This window comes from Scandinavium tedordense (assembly GCF_024764965.1).
GTDB classification, from domain to species: domain Bacteria; phylum Pseudomonadota; class Gammaproteobacteria; order Enterobacterales; family Enterobacteriaceae; genus Scandinavium; species Scandinavium tedordense.
Genome location: NZ_JALIGG010000054.1, coordinates 339,167 through 359,054, shown reverse-complemented (window position 1 = coordinate 359,054; position 19,888 = coordinate 339,167). Strand labels below are relative to the sequence as shown.

The following is a 19,888-nucleotide window of genomic DNA, read 5'->3' as shown; positions in this document are numbered from 1 at the left end:
TTATGGCGCTGAAATGGACCGACAGCCGTGAAATCGGCGAAGCATTGTACGATGCATATCCGGATACCGATCCGAAAACCGTTCGCTTCACAGATATGCATCAGTGGATTTGCGCTCTGGAAGATTTTGAGGATGATCCCAACGCATCCAATGAAAAAATTCTCGAGGCGATTCTGTTAGTCTGGTTAGACGAAGCAGAATGATTCATCTAACGGGCTGCCTCTGGCGGCCCGTTTGCTCAATAAGGATAAGACAATGACCGAAGCGATGAAGATTACGCTGTCGACCCAGCCTGCCGATGCGCGCTGGGGCGAAAAAGCCACTTATAGCATTAATAACGACGGCATCACCCTGCATCTGAATGGCAAAGACGATGCCGGTTTGATTCAACGTGCAGCGCGTAAAATTGACGGCATGGGCATTAAGCATGTTGCGCTGGCGGGTGAAGGCTGGGATACCGAGCGCAGCTGGGCTTTCTGGGCGGGTTACAAAGGGCCGAAAGGCAGCCGTAACGTAGACTGGGCGGCTCTGGATGACGCACAGAAAAGCGAACTCGATAACCGTCTGGCGATCGTTGATTGGGTTCGTGACACCATTAACGCTTCTGCTGAAGAGCTCGGTCCGGAACAACTGGCCGCGCGTGCAGTCGATCTGCTATGCCGTTTTGGCGAAAACAACGTGCGCTACCGCATCACTAAAGGTGAAGATCTGCGCGAGCAGGGCTACATGGGGATCCATACGGTAGGCCGTGGTTCAGAACGTCCACCGGTTCTGCTGGCGTTGGATTACAACCCAACCAGCGACGCTAACGCGCCGGTTTACGCCTGCCTCGTGGGCAAAGGTATCACCTTCGATACCGGCGGTTACAGCCTCAAGCAAAGCGCGTTCATGGACTCCATGAAATCCGACATGGGCGGCGCGGCGCTGGTGACTGGCGCTCTGGCATTCGCCATTACCCGTGGTCTGAACAAACGCGTGAAGCTGTACCTGTGCTGTGCAGACAACATGGTCAGCGGCAATGCTTTCAAATTGGGCGACATCATTAGCTATCGCAACGGCAAAAAAGTCGAAGTGATGAATACCGACGCCGAAGGCCGTCTGGTGCTGGCCGATGGCCTGATTGACGCCTGTGCGCAGAAGCCAGAGCTGATCATCGACGCGGCGACCCTGACCGGTGCGGCGAAAACGGCGTTAGGTAATGATTACCACGCGCTTTTCAGCTTCGATGACAAACTGGCTGGCCGCCTGATGGCAAGTGCTGCTGCGGAAAACGAACCATTCTGGCGTCTGCCACTGGCGGAATTCCACCGCAACCAGCTGCCGTCAAACTTTGCGGAGCTGAACAACACCGCCAGCGCTGCATTCCCGGCAGGCGCAAGTACCGCGGCAGGCTTCCTGTCTCATTTTGTGGAAAACTATCACCAAGGCTGGCTGCACATTGACTGCTCCGCGACCTACCGTAAATCTGCCGTTGAGCAGTGGGCGGCAGGCGCAACCGGTCTGGGTGTGCGCACCCTCGCGAATCTGTTGACCGCTGAGTAATTGATTAACCCCTCACCCTAACCCCAAAGAGGAGAGGTGCCCCCTCGCCCCTCAGGGGAGAGGCCGGGGTGAGGGGAAAATGTTTTATCTGGAAACACTATGTCCGAACAAAAAAACGAATTAGAAACTTTACTGGAACAGGCGGCGACCGAGCCTGCGCACCGTCCGGCTTTCTTCCGCGCATTGCTTGAGGCCACGGTCTGGGTCCCAGGCACGGCGGCGGAAGGCGAGCAGGTGGTGGAAGACAGCGCGCTGGACATTCAGCACTGGGAAAAAGACGACGGTACATCGGTGGTCCCGTTCTTCAGCTCGCTTGAAGCACTGCAGCAGGCGGTGACTGACGAACAGGCCTTTGTGGTTATGCCGGTACGCACGCTGTTCGAAATGGCCCTCGGCGAGACGCTGTTCCTCAATGCCAAACTGCCAACCGGTAAAGAGTTCACTCCGCGTGAAATCAGCCATTTGATGGGTGAAGAAGGCAATCCGCTGAGCACCCAAACGGTGCTGGAAGGTGGTGCATCGCTGCTGCTGTCCGAAGTAACCGAGCCGCCAGCCCAAATGGTGGATTCCCTGACCACGCTCTTTAAGTCGCTCAAAACCGTGAAGCGCGCGTTTCTGTGTTCTATTAAAGAACATGCTGACGAGCAGCCAAACCTGCTGATTGGGATTGAAGTCGAAGGCGATGATATCGACGCGGTGATTCAGGCGACGGGCAGCGTGGCAACCGACACCTTGCCGGGCGACGAGCCGATTGATATTTGTCAGGTGGTCGAAGGCGAGAAGGGCATCAGCCACTTCATGCTGGCACACATCACGCCGTTCTACGAAAAACGCTGGGGCAGCTTCCTGCGTGATTTCAAACAGAACCGGATTATCTGATCCTGAATTGTCCCCTTTCCCTGCGCGAGAGGGGACAACCTGGCGGCTTACTTCGCCGGCTCTACCGGTAAATCGTCGCGCGCACCCCATTCACTCCACGAACCGTCGTACAGCGTCACGTCTGGCGCACCCAGCGTCGCTAATGCCAGCACCACAACCGCAGCCGTTACCCCAGACCCACAGCTGGCAATAATAGGGGCATTAATGTCCACGCCCTGACGCTTAAAAATAGTCTCCAGCTCATCCGTCGTTTTCAGTTCACCGCTAAAGACCAAATCACCCCACGGAACGTTATGCGCGCCAGGAATATGCCCGCGCTTCAGGCCTGGGCGAGGTTCGTCTGCTTGTGCGTTAAAACGTGGTGCCGGGCGTGCATCCACCAACTGGACGGAGCCTTCGTGGCTGGCGACCAGCACGTCGGTCAAGCGCTTGATATTCTCGGCTACAAACGTCACCTCAAAATCACCTTCCGGTAAAATGACATCGCCCGTTTCCAGCAGCAGTTCATCGCGCTGCCAGCCGGCAAGGCCACCTGCCAGAATTGAAACGTTGTCCACACCGAAGGTGCGCAGCATCCACCAGGCACGCGGCGCGGAGAACAGATTGCCCTCGTCGTACACCACCAGATGTTTATCGCTGCTAATACCAAGCTCACGCATGGCGACAGCGAACGCCTCGGGGCGCGGCATCATATGCGGCAGCGGACTGGTGTGATCCGACAGCGCTTCGATATCAAAAAACACCGCGCCGGGCAGGTGTCCAGACCGGTACTCGGCAGCGACATCACGATGCTCCTGACCAGGCGGCGCCATGCGGGCGTCAATGATTTGAATCTGTGGGTCGTTGATGTGTTCTGCCAGCCAGTCAGCGGCAACGAAATAGGAAGTGGTCATGGCGCTCTCCTTATACCAGGGTTATTTCGATTGTCGGTTGTTTTGCCAGAGGCGACAAGTCAGGGAATGTCAGAAATGCAGCAACTATCAGAATTTATATGCTGTTGGTAAAACCCCGGATTAAGCATAATACTGTGTTGACGAAAATTTGAGGCTTTCTGGGCCAGGGGTTAAAGGATGAAACCGTATCGTTTGGCAGCGCTATCGCTCGCGCTGATTACCGCCTTTTCGCTAAGCGGCTGTGATAATAACGACAAAACGCAGACCGTGAAGCCAGCGGCTTCAGATGCTGAGACGCCGTCGAAAACGACGCCTGTTACACCGAGTGCGGCAACGCTGGATAAGCTTGCTGCGCAGAACAAAGGAAAAGTGCTGACCCTGATTGATGCATCCGAAGTTCAGCTCGATGGTGCTGCGACGCTGGTCCTCACGTTTTCTATTCCGCTTAACCCTGCTCAGGATTTTTCCAGCCGCGTCCACCTCGTTGATAAGAAAAACGGCAAAGTGGACGGTGCCTGGGAGCTGGCTCCTAATCTGAAAGAATTGCGCATGCGCCATCTGGAGCCCAAGCGCAATCTGGTATTAACCGTCGATCCGGACGTGGAGGCGGTGAATAAAACCACCTTCGATAAAACCTACGAACAGAACATCGCCACCCGTGATATCGCCCCAAGCGTCGGTTTTGCCAGCCGTGGTTCTCTGCTGCCGGGGAAAGTGGTAGCAGGGCTGCCGGTGATGGCGTTGAACGTGAATAACGTCGACGTGAATTTCTTCCGCATAAAACCGGAATCACTGGCGTCCTTTATCAGCCAGTGGGAATACCGTAGCTCGGTGAGTAACTGGGAGTCTGATGAGCTGCTGAAAATGGCCGATCTGGTCTACACCGGGCGCTTTGATCTCAATCCTGAGCGTAATACCCGAGAAAAACTGCTGTTGCCGTTAAGTGAAATCAAACCGCTACAGCAGGCAGGCGTATATATCGCGGTGATGAATCAGGCCGGTCATTACACCTACAGCAATGCTGCAACGCTATTTACCTTGAGCGATATTGGGGTGTCGGCGCACCGTTATCATAATCGTCTGGATGTGTTTACCCAGAGCCTGGAAAATGGCGCGGCGCAAAGTGGCATTGACGTTCAGTTGCTCAATGATAAAGGCCAGACTCTGGCCCAGGCCAACAGCGACTCGAAAGGCCATGTCTCTTTGCAAACGGACAAAGAGGCCGCCCTGTTGCTGGCGCGTAAAGACGGCCAGACCACGCTGCTTGATCTCAAGCTTCCGGCGCTGGACCTGTCAGAATTCGACATTGCAGGTACACCGGGTTACAGCAAACAGTTATTTATGTTCGGCCCGCGCGACCTTTATCGCCCGGGTGAAACGGTGATTGTGAATGGCCTGCTACGCGATAGCGACGGCAAGCCGTTGCCCGCTCAGCCGGTAAAACTTGAAGTCGTTCAGCCTGACGGTCAGGTAGTGCGCACTGTCATGAGCAAGGCCGTTAACGGTCTGTACCAGCTTAGTTGGGCGCTGGATGCCGGGGCGGCCACCGGAATGTGGCACGTTCGCGCCAGCGCGGGCGATAACCAGAATCGCGAATGGGATTTCCACGTCGAAGACTTCATGCCAGAACGCATGGCCCTCAACCTGACGTCAGAAAAAGCACCGCTCGCGCCTACAGAAGATGTCAGTTTTGCGGTGACCGGCTATTACCTGTACGGCGCGCCGGCGAACGGCAACGCGCTACAGGGCAAGATGTTCCTGCGCCCATTGCGAGACGCCGTGGCCGCGCTGCCGGGCTTTGAGTTCGGTGACATCGCCGAAGAGAATCTCGCACGCACGCTCGACGAAGTGCAGCTCAAACTCGACGCCAAAGGGCACGGTGTGGTGAAAGTTGATAGCCAGTGGCAGGAAACACATTCTCCGTTGCAGGTTATCCTACAGGCGAGTCTGCTGGAGTCCGGCGGTCGTCCGGTCACGCGTCGCGCCGAACAGGCAGTCTGGCCGGCGGAAACGTTGCCGGGGATCCGTCCTCAATTCGCCAGCAAAGCGGTCTACGACTATCGCACCGATACCACCGCCAATCAGCCGATGGTGGATGAAAACAGTAATGCCGGGTTTGATATCGTTTATGCCAATGCGCAGGGCGAGAAAAAAGCGGTTTCGGGTTTGCAGGTCCGCCTGATCCGCGAGCGTCGTGACTACTCCTGGAACTGGTCTGACAGCGATGGCTGGCAGTCACAGTTCGATCAAAAGGATCTGGTCGAAGGCGAACAAACGCTGGATCTTAAAGCCAATGAAACCGGCAAAGTAAGCTTCCCGGTGGAGTGGGGTTCATACCGTCTGGACGTCAAAGCGCCGGATGACACCGTGAGCAGCGTGCGTTTCTGGGCCGGATACAGCTGGCAGGATAACAGCGATGGAACCGGGGCCGCGCGCCCGGATCGCGTCACCATGAAGCTCGACAAACCGGCCTATAAACCGGGCGACACCATCAAGTTGCACATCTCCGCTCCGGCGGCGGGTAAAGGCTACGCGATGGTGGAATCCAGCGAAGGCCCGCTGTGGTGGCAGGAAATTGATGTGCCTGCGCAAGGGATGGACCTGTCGATTCCGGTCGATAAAACCTGGAACCGCCACGATTTGTATCTCAGCACTCTGGTGATTCGTCCTGGCGATAAATCAAAATCGGCAACGCCAAAACGGGCTGTCGGCCTGCTGCATTTACCGCTCGGGGATGAAAACCGCCGTCTGAATATTGCGCTGGATACTCCGCAGAAAATGCGTCCGAACCAGCCGCTGACGGTGAAAATCAAAGCCAGTGCGAAAGCGGGTGAGTTACCGAAGCAGGTCAATGTGCTGGTGTCCGCCGTCGATAGCGGCGTGCTGAATATTACCGATTACACCACGCCGGACCCGTGGAATGCTTTCTTTGGACAGAAACGCTACGGCGCCGATATCTACGACATCTATGGCCAGGTCATTGAAGGCCAGGGGCGTCTTGCCAGCCTGCGTTTTGGTGGTGACGGCGACGAACTCAAACGCGGTGGTAAGCCGCCGGTGAATCACGTCACTATTGTCGCCCAACAGGCGCAACCGGTGACGCTGGACGATAAAGGCGAAGGCACCGTGACGCTGCCAATTGGCGACTTCAACGGTGAATTACGCGTTATGGCCCAGGCCTGGACAGCAGATGATTTCGGCAGCAGCGAGAGCAAAGTCGTAGTGGCCGCGCCAATCATTGCCGAGCTGAATACGCCACGCTTCCTGGCGGGCGGTGACAGCAGCCGTCTTACGCTCGATCTCACCAACCTGACCGACCAGCCGCAAACGCTGAATGTAAAACTTACTGCAACGGGTTTGCTGCAACTCGAAGGTACACAGCCAGAACCCATCAAACTTCCACCGGGCACGCGGGTAACGCTGTTCATTCCGGTTAGCGCGCACGATGGCTTTGGTGAGGGGTCTGTGCAGGCGACAGTCAGTGGCTTGACGCTGCCGGGTGAAATCTTCACTCCGCTGCAAAAAGAGTGGAAAATTGGCGTGCGTCCGGCCTTCCCGGCGCAAACCGTCAACGCGGGCGTGGCCCTACAGCCAGGTGAAAGCTGGACGGTTCCGGCTTCACAGCTTGAGGGGTTTGTCCCGGAAACGCTGCAAAGCCAGCTGTTGTTCAGTGGAAAACCACCGCTTAACCTGGCGCGTTACATTCGTGAACTGAAAGCGTACCCCTACGGTTGTCTGGAACAAACCGCCAGCGGCCTGTTCCCGCAGCTCTACACCAATGCGGCACAGCTAAAATCATTGGGCATCACAGGTGATACCGATGAGAAGCGTCGCGCGGCGGTGGATTTGGGGATCGCGCGTCTGCTGCAAATGCAGCGCGATGACGGCGGTTTCTCCTTGTGGGACAAAGAAGGCTCGGAAGAATACTGGCTTACGGCCTATGTGATGGACTTCCTGACTCGCGCCAGCGCACAGGGCTACAGCGTGCCGGCGGAAGCGATTACACGCGGGAATAACCGCCTGCTGCGTTATTTGCAGGAGCCTGGGGTGATGACTATTCGCTACACCAATGACAGCCAGGCGAGCCGTTTTGCAGTGCAGTCATACGCCGCGCTGGTGTTGGCTCGCCAGCAGAAAGCCCCTCTGGGTGCGCTGCGTGAAATCTGGGAGCGTCATCTTCAGGCCAAAGCGGGCCTGCCGCTGATGCAACTGGGTCTGGCGCTGAAAGCGATGGGCGATGCGCCGCGCGGTGACGCGGCCATTCAGCTGGCTCAGAACACGCCGCGTCAGGAGAACAACGGCTGGATGGCAGACTACGGCAGCCAGCTGCGCGATAATGCGCTGATGCTGAGCCTGCTTGAAGAGAACAAGCTGCTACCGGATGTGCAAAATACATTGCTGAACACCCTGTCACAGCAGGCATTTGGCGAGCGCTGGTTGTCGACGCAGGAGATGAACGCGTTGTTCCTGGCCGCAAAAGGATTGCAGGATCTGCCTGGCACCTGGCAGGCGCAGACCTCGCTTCAGGCGGAACCGCTGAGCGCGGATAAATCCCAGTCGCGCAATCTGACGGTTGATCAGCTGGCTTCACTGAATGTGAAAAACACCGGAACGCAGCCTCTATGGCTACGTCTCGACAGCAGTGGTTATCCGGAATACGCCCCTAAGCCTGACAGTAATGTGTTGCACATTGAGCGCCAGTTCCTGGGTGCAGATGGGCAGCTGAAATCGCTCTCTTCGCTGCGCAGCGGTGATTTAGTACTGGTGCATTTAGAAGTAGAAGCGAGCCAGAATGTGCCGGATGCGCTGGTGGTGGACCTGCTCCCGGCTGGGCTTGAGCTGGAAAACCAGAATCTGGCCAACAGTAGCGCCAGCCTTCAGGACAACGGAGCCGAGGTGCAAAATCTGCTTAATCAAATGCAGCAGGCCGATATTCAGCACATCGAGTTCCGCGACGATCGCTTTGTTGCAGCGGTAGCGGTGAGCCAGGGGCAGCCCGTCACGCTGGTGTATCTGGCACGCGCCGTGACGCCGGGCACCTACGATGTTCCAGTGCCACAGGTGGAATCGATGTACGTTCCGCAATGGCGCGCCACCGGGGAGACCGACGGACCGCTGATCGTCACGCCATAAGATGACATTCACTCGTCTCAAAAAATCCCGCTGGCTTTGGCTGGCGGGGTTTTTCCTTTTTAGCGGACTGGCGGCCTTTTTGGCCGATCGACTCTGGCCACTTCCACTCAATGAGGTCACCCCTGCACGCGTCGTCGTGGCGGAGGATGGCACGCCGCTGTGGCGTTTTGCCGATGCCGAAGGGATCTGGCGCTATCCGGTCACCATTGAAGAGGTTTCGCCGCGTTATTTACAGGCGCTGATCCAATATGAAGATCGCTGGTTCTGGGATCACCCGGGTGTGAATCCGCTGTCGGTGCTGCGTGCGGCGTGGCAGGATCTGCGCGCCGGACGGGTGATTTCCGGCGGCAGCACGCTCACGATGCAGGTGGCACGTCTGCTCGATCCTCATCCCCGAACCTTCGGGGGCAAAATTCGTCAGCTGTGGCGCGCTTTCCAGCTGGAGTGGCATCTCGATAAACGTCAGATCCTGACCCTGTATCTCAACCGCGCGCCGTTTGGCGGCACGTTGCAGGGGATTGGCGCGGCAAGCTGGGCCTATCTGGGTAAACCACCGCAACAGCTTAGCTACTCCGAAGCCGCGCTGCTGGCGGTACTTCCGCAGGCGCCCAGCCGTTTACGGCCCGATCGCTGGCCGGAACGGGCTCAGGCCGCGCGCGATAAGGTGCTCGAACGCATGCTGACGCAGGGCGTGTGGTCGCCACAGGTGGTCAAAGAAGCCCGACAAGAACCCGTCTGGTTGTTCCCACGGCAGATGCCCCAACTGGCTCCGCTTTTTTCTCGTCGGGTGCTGGCAAAAAGCCGCAGTGAAAAAGTCGTCACGACGCTGGATGTTTCTCTCCAGCGTCAGTTGGAAGAGCTGGCGCTGAACTGGAAGTCGCGTCTGCCGCCACGCAGTTCGCTGGCGATGATCGTGGTCGATCACACCAACATGAAAGTGCGCGGCTGGGTCGGCTCGGCGGACATCAGCGATGACAGCCGTTTTGGGCATGTGGATATGGTCAGCGCGATTCGATCGCCGGGATCGGTGCTGAAGCCGTTTATCTATGGTCTGGCAATGGACAGCGGGCTTATTCATCCAGCTTCTTTGTTACAGGACGTTCCACGACGTTTCAGTGATTATCGACCGGGCAATTTTGACAGCGGTTTCCACGGCCCGGTCAGCATGAGCGATGCGCTGGTACGTTCACTGAATCTCCCGGCGGTGCAGGTGCTGGAAGCCTATGGGCCGAAACAGTTCGCTGCCCGTCTGCGCAATGCCGGATTACCGCTTATTTTGCCCGCTGGCGCTGAGCCGAATTTATCACTGATCCTCGGCGGGGCCGGGGCGCGGCTGGCCGATATTACCGCCGCATACAGCGCGTTTGCGCGGCACGGGCAAGCCGGACGATTACGCTTGCTGCCCGGCGATCCGTTGATTGAGCGTCCGCTGTTGTCTCCGGGATCGGCATGGATTATTCGTCGCATTTTGGCGGGTGAAGATCAGCCGTTGCCGGACGGCTCACTGCCTGTGGTCGTCCCGCTGGCGTGGAAAACGGGCACCAGCTACGGCTACCGCGATGCCTGGGCTATCGGGATTAACGCGCGGTATGTGATTGGCATCTGGACCGGTCGTCCGGACGGTACGCCGGTGGTCGGCCAGTTTGGATTTATCAGTGCTATTCCGCTGTTGAATCAGGTCAGTAATATGCTTTTGGCCCGCGCGACGTCCGCGAAAAATGGTCTGCCTGGCGACCCGCGCCCTGATTCAGTCAGCACTGGCACCATCTGCTGGCCAGGCGGACAGGCGCTGGTGGCGGGTGACAGCAACTGTCGCCGTCGACTGTCGACCTGGCTGCTGGATAACAGCCAGCCGCCGACGCTGCTCCTGCCAGGCCAGGACGGCCTGCGTGGCATCCGCTTCCCGGTGTGGCTGAATGCACAGGGGCAACGCGTTGCGTCAGATTGCCCTGATGCAAAAGAGACGACGCTTGACGTCTGGCCGGTACCGCTGGAGCCATGGTTGCCGCCCGGCGAGCGGCGCGCTGCGCGTTTGCCCGCCGCATCGAAAAGCTGTCCGCCGTTGCCTCAGCAGGAATTGATTCCGTTGACGTTATCGGGTGTGCGCGACGGGGCTATCATCAAACGTCTGCCGGGCGAAATGCAGGCGGCAGTCGCGTTGCAGACCAACGGCGGGGAAGGGCGACGCTGGTGGTTTATCAACGGTGAGCCGACAGAGAATACGGGACCCAATGTAACGCTGACTCTGGATAAAGCAGGTGAATACCAGTTGGTGGTCATGGATGAGGCTGGACAGGTTGCCGCTGCCACCTTTACGCTGCAATAAATGCACTTTCAGTGAGTTACGGACACGTGTTGCTAACATTCGTCTTATTTTAACAAAATGTTACCTTCATCCATATGCAGGGGCATTTTTGCTCATTATAATGCGCGCCAGGTATTCGCCCGAATGCACAACAACAGAACAGAAAACAGAGGTTATCATGGCTATTGAACGTACTTTTTCCATCATCAAGCCTAACGCGGTGGCAAAAAACGTTATTGGCAACATCTTTGCGCGCTTTGAAGCTGCAGGGTTTAAAATTGTTGGTACCAAAATGCTGCACCTGACCGTTGAGCAGGCTCGTGGCTTCTACGCAGAACACGACGGTAAACCTTTCTTTGACGGCCTGGTTGAGTTCATGACTTCCGGTCCAATCGTGGTTTCCGTACTGGAAAGCGAAAACGCAGTACAGCGTCACCGTGACCTGATGGGCGCAACCAATCCGGCGAATGCACTGGCTGGTACTCTGCGTGCAGATTACGCTGACAGCTTCACCGAGAACGGCACCCACGGTTCTGACTCCGTTGAGTCCGCACAGCGTGAAATCGCGTACTTCTTCGCAGAAGGCGAAGTCTGTACTCGTACGCGTTAATTATTTCGTAAATGCCGCGTGCAAACGTGGCATCCGTGCGCCAAAATTTGTACAATGCAACGCCCCCGGAAGAGCAGATTGCTCGCCGGGGCGTTTCTTTTTCAACCCTCCAGGGGCCATAACGTGTAATAACGAGGCCGGAATACACTATGTCTGAACAAATTGTCACACCTGAAAACGTCGATCTGACGGTTCCCAATAAAGATGCCAAAATCAACCTGCTGGATTTAAACCGTCAGCAGATGCGTGAGTTTTTCAATAACTTAGGTGAAAAACCTTTCCGCGCCGATCAGGTGATGAAGTGGTTGTATCACTATTGCTGCGATGACTTTGATGAGATGACCGACATCAATAAAGTCCTGCGCAATAAACTGAAAGAAGTCGCTGAAATTCGCGCCCCGGAAGTGGTGGAAGAGCAGCGTTCCTCAGACGGTACGATCAAATGGGCTATCGCCGTGGGCGATCAGCGCGTTGAAACGGTGTATATCCCGGAAGAAGACCGCGCTACGCTGTGCGTTTCTTCTCAGGTTGGGTGTGCGCTGGAATGTAAATTCTGTTCGACCGCGCAGCAGGGCTTTAACCGTAACCTGCGCGTATCCGAAATTATTGGCCAGGTCTGGCGTGCTGCGAAAATTATCGGCGCGCAGAAAAAGACCGGCGTGCGTCCAATTACCAACGTGGTGATGATGGGCATGGGTGAGCCACTGCTCAACCTGAATAACGTTGTTCCGGCAATGGAAATCATGCTCGATGACTTCGGTTTTGGCCTGTCCAAACGCCGCGTTACGCTGTCCACGTCAGGCGTGGTGCCTGCGCTTGAGAAGCTCGGAGACATGATTGACGTTGCGTTGGCTATCTCCCTGCACGCGCCAAACGATGAAATTCGTGACGAAATTGTCCCGATTAACAAGAAGTACAATATCGAAACGTTCCTCGGTGCCGTGCGCCGCTATCTGGAAAAATCCAACGCGAACCAGGGCCGTGTGACTATCGAGTATGTGATGCTCGACCACGTCAACGACGAAACGGATCACGCGCATCAGCTGGCGGAGCTGCTGAAAGATACCCCATGTAAGATTAACCTGATTCCGTGGAACCCATTCCCGGGTGCGCCATATGGCCGTAGTTCTAATAGCCGAATCGACCGTTTCTCAAAAGTTCTGATGGGCTACGGTTTCACTACTATCGTGCGTAAAACTCGCGGAGATGATATTGACGCCGCCTGCGGACAGCTGGCCGGTGATGTTATCGACCGTACCAAACGTACAATGCGCAAACGCATGCAGGGTGAACCGATTGCGGTGAAAGCAGTCTGATAGACTGTACTCCGCGCGCATTTTTCTGCGCGGAGTCTAAAATGTTTAAGGAATAAACGAAACGCACTGATCCGGTTAATAATTACGGTGCGTTTCTGCCTGGATTGAGGCAGTATGTAGCGGGGCAACAACAGGTTAGCCTTACGTTTAAAAGGTTAGCCTAACGTATTAATACTGTCTGTCAGATGACGGGCATGAGATGTTTCGCGGTGCGGTGTTTTCCGCCACCAGAACCTTAAATTTACGTAGCAGCAGCTGTAGCGAATGAATACTGAAGCCACTCAAGATCCACAAGCAGCACAAAGCACGGGGACGCGTCTGCGTAACGCCCGTGAACAACTCGGACTCAGCCAGCAAGCCGTCGCTGAACGCTTATGCCTGAAGGTTTCCACGGTTCGCGATATTGAAGACGACAAGGCGCCAGCCTCACTCGCTTCAACATTTCTGCGTGGCTACATCCGTTCCTATGCCCGTCTTGTTCACATTCCTGAAGAAGAGCTTTTGCCTATTCTTGCAAAAGAGGTGCCTGTTCGCGTCGCGAAAATGGCACCAATGCAGAACATGTCTTTAGGTAAACGTCGTAAGAAACGCGACGGTTGGCTGATGAGCTTCACCTGGCTGGTCCTGTTTGTCGTTATCGGCCTGACCGGTGCGTGGTGGTGGCAAAACCACAAAGCGCAGCAGGAAGAGATTTCGACGATGGCGGATCAGTCCAGCGCTGAACTGAATGCTAACGACAGCAGCAACACTCAGAATGTCCCGCTGGATACCAGCGGTGCACAGAGCCAGGCACCTGACGTAACGGCAGACAATTCGCAACCGGCAGCTGACGCCAATGCGCCAGGCGCAACGGCACAGACTGCACCTGCGCAAACTGCGCCTGACGCGCAGAACAACACCGTTGTTTCACCGTCTCAGGCAAACGTGGATAACACCGCTACCGCCGCCAACCCTGCAACGCCGGCTGCACCACTGCCGACCGATCAGGCTGCGGTTACGCCAACGGCGAGCCCGAATGCGCTGGTGATGAACTTCAACGCTGACTGCTGGCTGGAAGTGACCGACTCTACCGGTAAAAAACTGTTCAGTGGTTTACAGCGCAAAGACGGTACGCTCAATTTAGAAGGCCAGGCGCCGTATAAGCTTAAAATTGGCGCTCCGGCGGCAGTACAAATTCAGTTCCAGGGTAAACCTGTCGATCTGAGCCGCTTTATCAGAACAAACCAGGTTGCACGTCTGACCCTGAATGCCGAACAATCACCGGTTCAGGCTCAGTAACAGACGCGCCACGCGGGAGATTTTACATGCATAACCAGGCTCCAATTCAACGTAGAAAATCAACACGTATTTACGTTGGGAACGTGCCTGTTGGCGATGGTGCTCCCATCGCCGTACAGTCCATGACCAACACGCGCACCACCGATGTGGACGCTACGGTCAACCAGATTAAAGCCCTTGAACGCGTCGGCGCGGACATCGTCCGCGTGTCGGTGCCGACCATGGATGCGGCCGAAGCATTCAAGCTTATCAAGCAGCAGGTCAACGTACCGCTGGTGGCCGATATCCACTTTGATTACCGAATCGCGCTGAAAGTGGCCGAATACGGTGTCGACTGTCTGCGTATCAATCCCGGCAACATCGGCAGCGAAGAGCGTATTCGCATGGTTGTCGACTGCGCTCGCGATAAAAACATTCCTATCCGCATCGGTGTTAACGCCGGATCGCTGGAAAAAGATCTGCAGGAAAAATACGGCGAGCCAACGCCGCAGGCACTGCTTGAGTCCGCCATGCGTCACGTCGATCATCTCGATCGTCTGAACTTTGATCAGTTTAAAGTCAGCGTAAAAGCCTCCGATGTGTTCCTCGCCGTAGAGTCTTATCGTCTGCTGGCGAAGCAAATCGATCAGCCTCTGCATCTCGGGATCACCGAAGCTGGCGGCGCACGTGCCGGTGCGGTTAAATCGGCCGTTGGTCTTGGATTGCTGCTCTCCGAAGGGATTGGTGACACGCTGCGTATTTCGCTGGCGGCAGATCCGCTTGAAGAGATCAAAGTTGGTTTCGATATTCTTAAATCGCTGCGCATCCGCGCTCGCGGGATCAACTTCATTGCCTGCCCGACCTGTTCGCGTCAGGAGTTTGATGTGATAGGTACCGTGAACGCGCTGGAACAGCGCCTGGAAGACATCATTACGCCGATGGATGTTTCGATCATCGGTTGCGTGGTGAATGGTCCGGGTGAAGCGCTGGTGTCTACCCTCGGTGTGACCGGCGGGAATAAGAAAAGTGGCCTGTACGAAGACGGCGTGCGTAAAGACCGTCTCGACAACGACGATATGATTAGCCAGCTCGAAGCGCGGATTCGCGCCAAGGCCAGCATTCTCGACGAAGCGCGTCGTATCGACGTGCAGCAAGTCGAAGCAAAATAACGTATTGGGAAGCAGCACGCTTCCCGTGTATGATTGAACCCGCAGGCGCTCCGGGCGTCAGGGTTCATTTTTGTATTTATAAAGAGAAAAAACGTGGCAAAAAACATTCAAGCCATTCGCGGCATGAACGATTACCTGCCGGGCGAAACCGCTCTCTGGCAGCGCATTGAAGGCACTCTGAAACAGGTGCTCGGCAGCTACGGTTACAGCGAAATCCGTTTGCCGATTGTAGAGCAGACCCCGTTATTCAAACGCGCGATCGGTGAAGTGACCGACGTCGTTGAAAAAGAAATGTATACCTTTGAGGACCGCAACGGCGATAGCCTGACGCTGCGTCCGGAAGGGACTGCGGGCTGCGTACGCGCCGGCATCGAGCATGGTCTTCTGTACAATCAGGAACAGCGTCTGTGGTATATCGGCCCGATGTTCCGCCACGAGCGTCCGCAGAAAGGGCGCTATCGTCAGTTCCATCAGTTGGGTTGCGAAGTCTTTGGCCTGCAGGGCCCGGACATTGACGCCGAGCTGATTTTGCTTACCGCGCGCTGGTGGCGTGCGTTGGGTATTTCTGAACACGTTCGTCTTGAGCTGAACTCTATCGGTTCGGCTTCCGCACGCGCGAATTATCGCGAAGCGCTGGTTGCCTATCTGGAGCAGTTCAAAGATAAGCTCGACGAAGACTGCAAACGTCGCATGTACACCAACCCACTGCGCGTACTGGATTCCAAGAATCCTGACGTTCAGGCGCTGCTCGATAACGCGCCTGCGCTGGGTGACTATCTCGATGAAGAGTCTCGTGAACACTTTGCTGGTCTTTGTGCGCTTCTGGACGAAGTGGGCATTGCCTACACCGTAAACCAGCGTCTGGTTCGCGGTCTCGACTACTACAACCGCACCGTTTTCGAATGGGTTACCAGCAGCCTGGGCTCTCAGGGCACCGTCTGCGCGGGTGGCCGTTACGATGGTTTAGTCGAGCAGCTCGGTGGTCGCGCTACGCCGTCCGTTGGCTTCGCGATGGGTCTCGAGCGTTTAGTTTTACTGGTTCAGGCGGTTAATCCGGAATTTAAAGCCGATCCCGTTGTCGATATATACCTGGTTGCCTCTGGTGCCGGTACTCAGTCCGCCGCATTGCGTCTGGCTGAAGCGCTGCGTGATGAGCTGCCGGCCATTAAACTGATGACCAACCACGGTGGCGGTAACTTCAAGAAGCAGTTTGCTCGAGCCGATAAGTGGGGCGCTCGCGTCGCACTGGTGCTGGGTGAATCTGAAGTCACTGAACGCAATGTTGTGGTAAAAGATTTGCGCTCTGGTGAGCAGACGACTGTAACGCAGGACAGCGTTGCCGCGCATTTGCGCACACTGCTGGGCTAATCGCCCGGGACTATTATTCAGGAGAAGAACTGCGTGGAAGTCTACAGTAACGATAACGAACAGGTCGACGCACTTAAAACTTTCTTTGCTGAGAACGGCAAAGCGCTGGCGGTGGGTGTTGTACTGGGGATTGGTGCGCTGATTGGCTGGCGTTACTGGTCTTCGCATCAGGAAAATAATTCCCGCGAGACCTCACAGGCCTATGCAAGTGCCGTGAGCACCCTGAAAGCGGGCAAACCTGACACCTACGCCGCTGCGGAAAACATCGCAGCGAATCAAAAAAATGCTTACGGTGCTTTTGCCGCACTGGAACTGGCTCAGCAATTCGTTGATGCGAACCAGCTGGATAAAGCAGAAAAACAACTGCAACTGGGACTGGCAGCTGCGCCTGATGATAACCTGAAATCGGTTGTCAACATGCGTCTGGCCCGCGTCCAGTTGCAAATGAAACAGCCTGATGCAGCACTGAAAACCCTTGATGGTATTAAAGGGGAAGGCTGGACAGCAATCGTCGCGGATTTACGCGGTGAAATCCTGTTAAGCAAAGGCGATAAGCAGGGGGCTCGAGCCGCCTGGGAAGCTGGCGTAAAAAGTGATGCTTCACCGGCGCTCAGCGAAATGATGCGCATGAAAATGAATAATTTGTCCATCTGAGAGGGACCCGATGCAATTGCGTAAATTACTTTTGCCAGGACTGCTGTCTGTTACGTTATTGAGCGGTTGTTCACTGTTTAACAGCGAAGAAGACGTTGTGAAAATGTCCCCGCTGCCAACGGTTGAAAATCAGTTTACCCCGACTACCTCCTGGAGTGAGTCCGTAGGTAGCGGTATTGACGATTTCTACTCTAACCTGCACCCGGCATATGCCGACAGCGTGGTGTACGCGGCGGACCGTAAAGGCACCGTGAAAGCACTGCACGCGGAAAGCGGGAAAGAAGTGTGGTCTGTGAACCTGGCTGAGAAAGACGGCTGGTTCTCCCACTTACCGGCGCTGCTATCTGGTGGTCTGACGGTGAATGGCGGCCACGTCTATGTCGGCTCCGAGAAAGCACAAGTTTATGCGCTGAACACCAGCGATGGTACCGTTGCATGGCAAACCCGTGTTGCCGGTGAAGCGCTGTCCCGTCCTGTTGTAAGCGACGGCGTCGTACTTATCCACACCAGCAATGGTCAGTTGCAGGCATTGAATGAATCAGACGGTGCCATTAAATGGACCGTTAACCTCGACATGCCAGCGCTTTCTCTGCGCGGTGAATCTGCTCCGGCGACTGCCTTTGGCGCAGCGATTGTGGGTGGCGATAACGGCCGCGTCAACGCCGTGCTGATGCAGCAGGGCCAGTTGATTTGGCAGCAGCGTATTTCCCAGGCTACTGGTCCGACCGAAATCGACCGTCTGAGTGACGTGGATACGACGCCTGTCATCGTGAATGGCGTTGTTTACGCCCTCGCGTACAATGGCAACCTGACCGCGCTGGATCTGCGCAGTGGCCAGATCATGTGGAAACGTGAAATGGGCTCGGTGAATGATTTCGTTGTCGACGGCAACCGTATTTATCTGGTCGATCAGGACGACCGTCTGCTGGCGCTCAGCACTGATGGTGGTGTGACGCTGTGGACGCAGAGCGATCTGCTGCACCGTCTACTGACGTCACCAGTGCTGTATAATGGCAGCCTGGTCGTCGGTGACAGCGAAGGTTACATGCACTGGATTAACCCGCAGGATGGCCGCTTCGTTGCGCAGCAAGAAGTGGACAGCTCAGGATTCCTGACCGATCCTGTGGTAGCCGATGGGCAACTGCTGATCCAGGCGAAAGACGGAACGCTGTACTCCATTACACGTTAAGTCTGTTCGCTGTATGCATTGCAAACGGCCCCTGTTTTAGCAGGGGCCGTTTTACTGTTTTTAGAATTTAAGAGGCATTTATCATGGTACCTGTGGTCGCGCTTGTCGGGCGCCCTAACGTTGGAAAATCCACGTTGTTTAACCGTCTGACGCGCACGCGAGATGCGCTGGTCGCGGATTTCCCGGGTCTGACTCGTGACCGTAAGTACGGTCGTGCTGAAGTGGAAGGCCGCGAGTTTATCTGTATCGATACCGGTGGTATCGATGGCACGGAAGAAGGCGTGGAAACACGCATGGCGGAACAGTCGTTGCTGGCGATTGAAGAGGCTGATGTCGTGTTGTTTATGGTTGATGCGCGTGCCGGGCTGATGCCTGCGGACGAAGGTATCGCCAAACACCTGCGTTCACGCGAAAAGGCGACGTTCCTCGTTGCCAACAAAACTGACGGTATCGACCCGGATCAGGCCGTCGCGGATTTCTGGTCTCTGGGCCTCGGTGAAATTCACGCGATTGCCGCATCTCATGGCCGTGGCGTTACTAGCCTGATTGAGCACGCGCTGCTGCCATTTATGGACGAAGTCGCGCCGGTTGAAGAAGTCGACGAAGACGCGTTGTATTGGGCACAGTTCGAAGCTGAGCAGAATGGCACGCCGATTGAAGAGCCGGAAGATGATTTCGACCCGCGCTCCCTGCCAATCAAACTCGCTATCGTCGGTCGTCCGAACGTGGGTAAGTCAACGCTAACTAACCGTATTCTCGGTGAAGACCGCGTTGTGGTTTACGACATGCCGGGCACCACGCGTGACAGCATTTATATCCCGATGGAACGCGATGAGCGTGAATATATCCTCATCGATACTGCCGGGGTACGTAAGCGCGGAAAAATTACGGATACCGTAGAAAAGTTCTCGGTTATCAAAACCCTGCAGGCGATTGAAGACGCCAACGTGGTCATGCTGGTTATTGATGCCCGCGAAGGCATTTCTGACCAGGACCTCTCGCTGCTCGGCTTCATCCTCAATAGTGGGCGCTCACTGGTTATCGTGGTCAACAAATGGGATGGCCTGAGCAATGAAGTGAGAGAAGAGGTCAAAGAGACTCTCGACTTCCGTCTGGGCTTCATAGACTTCGCGCGCGTGCACTTTATTTCTGCCCTACACGGCAGCGGCGTTGGCAATCTGTTCGAGTCTGTTCGCGAAGCATACGACAGCTCCACGCACCGTCAGAGCACCGCGATGCTGACCCGCATCATGAACATGGCTGCCGAAGATCACCAGCCACCGCTGGTTCGCGGTCGCCGTGTGAAACTGAAATATGCGCATGCCGGAGGCTATAACCCACCGATTGTGGTTATCCACGGTAATCAGGTGAAAGACCTGCCGGATTCCTACAAGCGCTACCTGATGAACTACTTCCGTAAATCACTGGAAGTAATGGGTACGCCAATCCGCATTCAGTTCAAGGAAGGGGAAAACCCGTTCGCGAACAAGCGTAATACCCTGACGCCGAATCAGATGCGTAAGCGTAAGCGTCTGATTAAACACATTAAAAAAGGTAAGTAAGCGCCAACGTT

14 protein-coding genes are annotated in these 19,888 nt (G+C 55.8%); 13 read left to right on the top strand and 1 reads right to left on the bottom strand.

The genetic code is table 11. From position 1 onward, the window contains the following. Positions 1–2: 2 nt before the first annotated feature. From iscX to sseB, 3 genes are all read left to right on the top strand, one after another. Positions 3–203 carry a Fe-S cluster assembly protein IscX gene (iscX, locus tag MUU46_RS10640; RefSeq protein ID WP_110508915.1) on the top strand — a complete coding sequence of 67 codons (201 nt, stop codon included), beginning with the start codon at positions 3–5 and terminating at the stop codon, positions 201–203. Between the two features lie 52 nt (positions 204–255). Then, on the top strand, positions 256–1,542 hold the full coding sequence (gene pepB, locus MUU46_RS10635) for an aminopeptidase PepB (RefSeq protein ID WP_258965503.1): 1,287 nt from the start codon (positions 256–258) through the stop codon (positions 1,540–1,542). A 99-nt stretch (positions 1,543–1,641) separates the two neighbouring features. Then, positions 1,642–2,421, top strand: a complete 780-nt coding sequence (gene sseB, locus MUU46_RS10630) for an enhanced serine sensitivity protein SseB (protein ID WP_258965502.1) — start codon at positions 1,642–1,644, stop codon at positions 2,419–2,421. A 47-nt stretch (positions 2,422–2,468) separates the two neighbouring features. Here sseB and sseA read toward each other — a convergent pair whose 3' ends face one another. Next, positions 2,469–3,314 (bottom strand): 3-mercaptopyruvate sulfurtransferase, encoded by an 846-nt coding sequence (sseA, locus tag MUU46_RS10625; RefSeq protein ID WP_258965501.1) that lies wholly within the window; start codon positions 3,312–3,314, stop codon positions 2,469–2,471. A 177-nt stretch (positions 3,315–3,491) separates the two neighbouring features. On the opposite strand from sseA, the gene MUU46_RS10620 reads away from it, so the two are divergent. From MUU46_RS10620 to der, 10 genes are all read left to right on the top strand, one after another. Next, entirely contained in the window at positions 3,492–8,447 is a 4,956-nt protein-coding gene (locus tag MUU46_RS10620; protein WP_258965500.1) for an alpha-2-macroglobulin family protein, read from the top strand. A 1-nt stretch (position 8,448) separates the two neighbouring features. Next, positions 8,449–10,773, top strand: a complete 2,325-nt coding sequence (pbpC, locus tag MUU46_RS10615) for a peptidoglycan glycosyltransferase PbpC (protein ID WP_258965499.1) — start codon at positions 8,449–8,451, stop codon at positions 10,771–10,773. Between the two features lie 157 nt (positions 10,774–10,930). Further along, entirely contained in the window at positions 10,931–11,362 is a 432-nt protein-coding gene (gene ndk / locus MUU46_RS10610; RefSeq protein WP_159760709.1) for a nucleoside-diphosphate kinase, read from the top strand. A 149-nt stretch (positions 11,363–11,511) separates the two neighbouring features. After that, positions 11,512–12,678: a dual-specificity RNA methyltransferase RlmN gene (gene rlmN, locus MUU46_RS10605; protein ID WP_159760707.1), complete on the top strand. Its 1,167-nt coding sequence runs from the start codon at positions 11,512–11,514 to the stop codon at positions 12,676–12,678. A 264-nt stretch (positions 12,679–12,942) separates the two neighbouring features. Further along, positions 12,943–13,956 carry a cytoskeleton protein RodZ gene (gene rodZ / locus MUU46_RS10600; protein WP_258965498.1) on the top strand — a complete coding sequence of 338 codons (1,014 nt, stop codon included), beginning with the start codon at positions 12,943–12,945 and terminating at the stop codon, positions 13,954–13,956. A 26-nt stretch (positions 13,957–13,982) separates the two neighbouring features. Next, positions 13,983–15,104, top strand: coding sequence for a flavodoxin-dependent (E)-4-hydroxy-3-methylbut-2-enyl-diphosphate synthase (gene ispG, locus MUU46_RS10595; RefSeq protein WP_159760703.1), 1,122 nt, complete (start codon positions 13,983–13,985; stop codon positions 15,102–15,104). Positions 15,105–15,197: 93 nt separating this feature from the next. Then, positions 15,198–16,472 carry a histidine--tRNA ligase gene (gene hisS, locus MUU46_RS10590; protein ID WP_258965497.1) on the top strand — a complete coding sequence of 425 codons (1,275 nt, stop codon included), beginning with the start codon at positions 15,198–15,200 and terminating at the stop codon, positions 16,470–16,472. 33 nt (positions 16,473–16,505) lie between these two features. Continuing rightward, positions 16,506–17,126: a YfgM family protein gene (locus MUU46_RS10585; protein ID WP_159760699.1), complete on the top strand. Its 621-nt coding sequence runs from the start codon at positions 16,506–16,508 to the stop codon at positions 17,124–17,126. A gap of 10 nt (positions 17,127–17,136) precedes the next feature. Beyond that, a complete protein-coding gene (gene bamB, locus MUU46_RS10580; RefSeq protein WP_159760697.1) occupies positions 17,137–18,315 on the top strand; it encodes an outer membrane protein assembly factor BamB in 1,179 nt (392 codons plus the stop codon). A gap of 83 nt (positions 18,316–18,398) precedes the next feature. Then, positions 18,399–19,877, top strand: coding sequence for a ribosome biogenesis GTPase Der (gene der / locus MUU46_RS10575; protein WP_159760695.1), 1,479 nt, complete (start codon positions 18,399–18,401; stop codon positions 19,875–19,877). Positions 19,878–19,888: the final 11 nt, after the last annotated feature.

Bases quoted from the DNA above. Each gene is read 5' to 3' on its own strand.
- iscX (WP_110508915.1), top strand. From the start codon at position 3: ATGGCGCTGAAATGGACCGACAGCCGTGAAATCGGCGAAGCATTGTAC.
- pepB (WP_258965503.1), top strand. From the start codon at position 256: ATGACCGAAGCGATGAAGATTACGCTGTCGACCCAGCCTGCCGATGCG.
- sseB (WP_258965502.1), top strand. From the start codon at position 1,642: ATGTCCGAACAAAAAAACGAATTAGAAACTTTACTGGAACAGGCGGCG.
- sseA (WP_258965501.1), bottom strand. From the start codon at position 3,314: ATGACCACTTCCTATTTCGTTGCCGCTGACTGGCTGGCAGAACACATC.
- MUU46_RS10620 (WP_258965500.1), top strand. From the start codon at position 3,492: ATGAAACCGTATCGTTTGGCAGCGCTATCGCTCGCGCTGATTACCGCC.
- pbpC (WP_258965499.1), top strand. From the start codon at position 8,449: ATGACATTCACTCGTCTCAAAAAATCCCGCTGGCTTTGGCTGGCGGGG.
- ndk (WP_159760709.1), top strand. From the start codon at position 10,931: ATGGCTATTGAACGTACTTTTTCCATCATCAAGCCTAACGCGGTGGCA.
- rlmN (WP_159760707.1), top strand. From the start codon at position 11,512: ATGTCTGAACAAATTGTCACACCTGAAAACGTCGATCTGACGGTTCCC.
- rodZ (WP_258965498.1), top strand. From the start codon at position 12,943: ATGAATACTGAAGCCACTCAAGATCCACAAGCAGCACAAAGCACGGGG.
- ispG (WP_159760703.1), top strand. From the start codon at position 13,983: ATGCATAACCAGGCTCCAATTCAACGTAGAAAATCAACACGTATTTAC.
- bamB (WP_159760697.1), top strand. From the start codon at position 17,137: ATGCAATTGCGTAAATTACTTTTGCCAGGACTGCTGTCTGTTACGTTA.
- der (WP_159760695.1), top strand. From the start codon at position 18,399: ATGGTACCTGTGGTCGCGCTTGTCGGGCGCCCTAACGTTGGAAAATCC.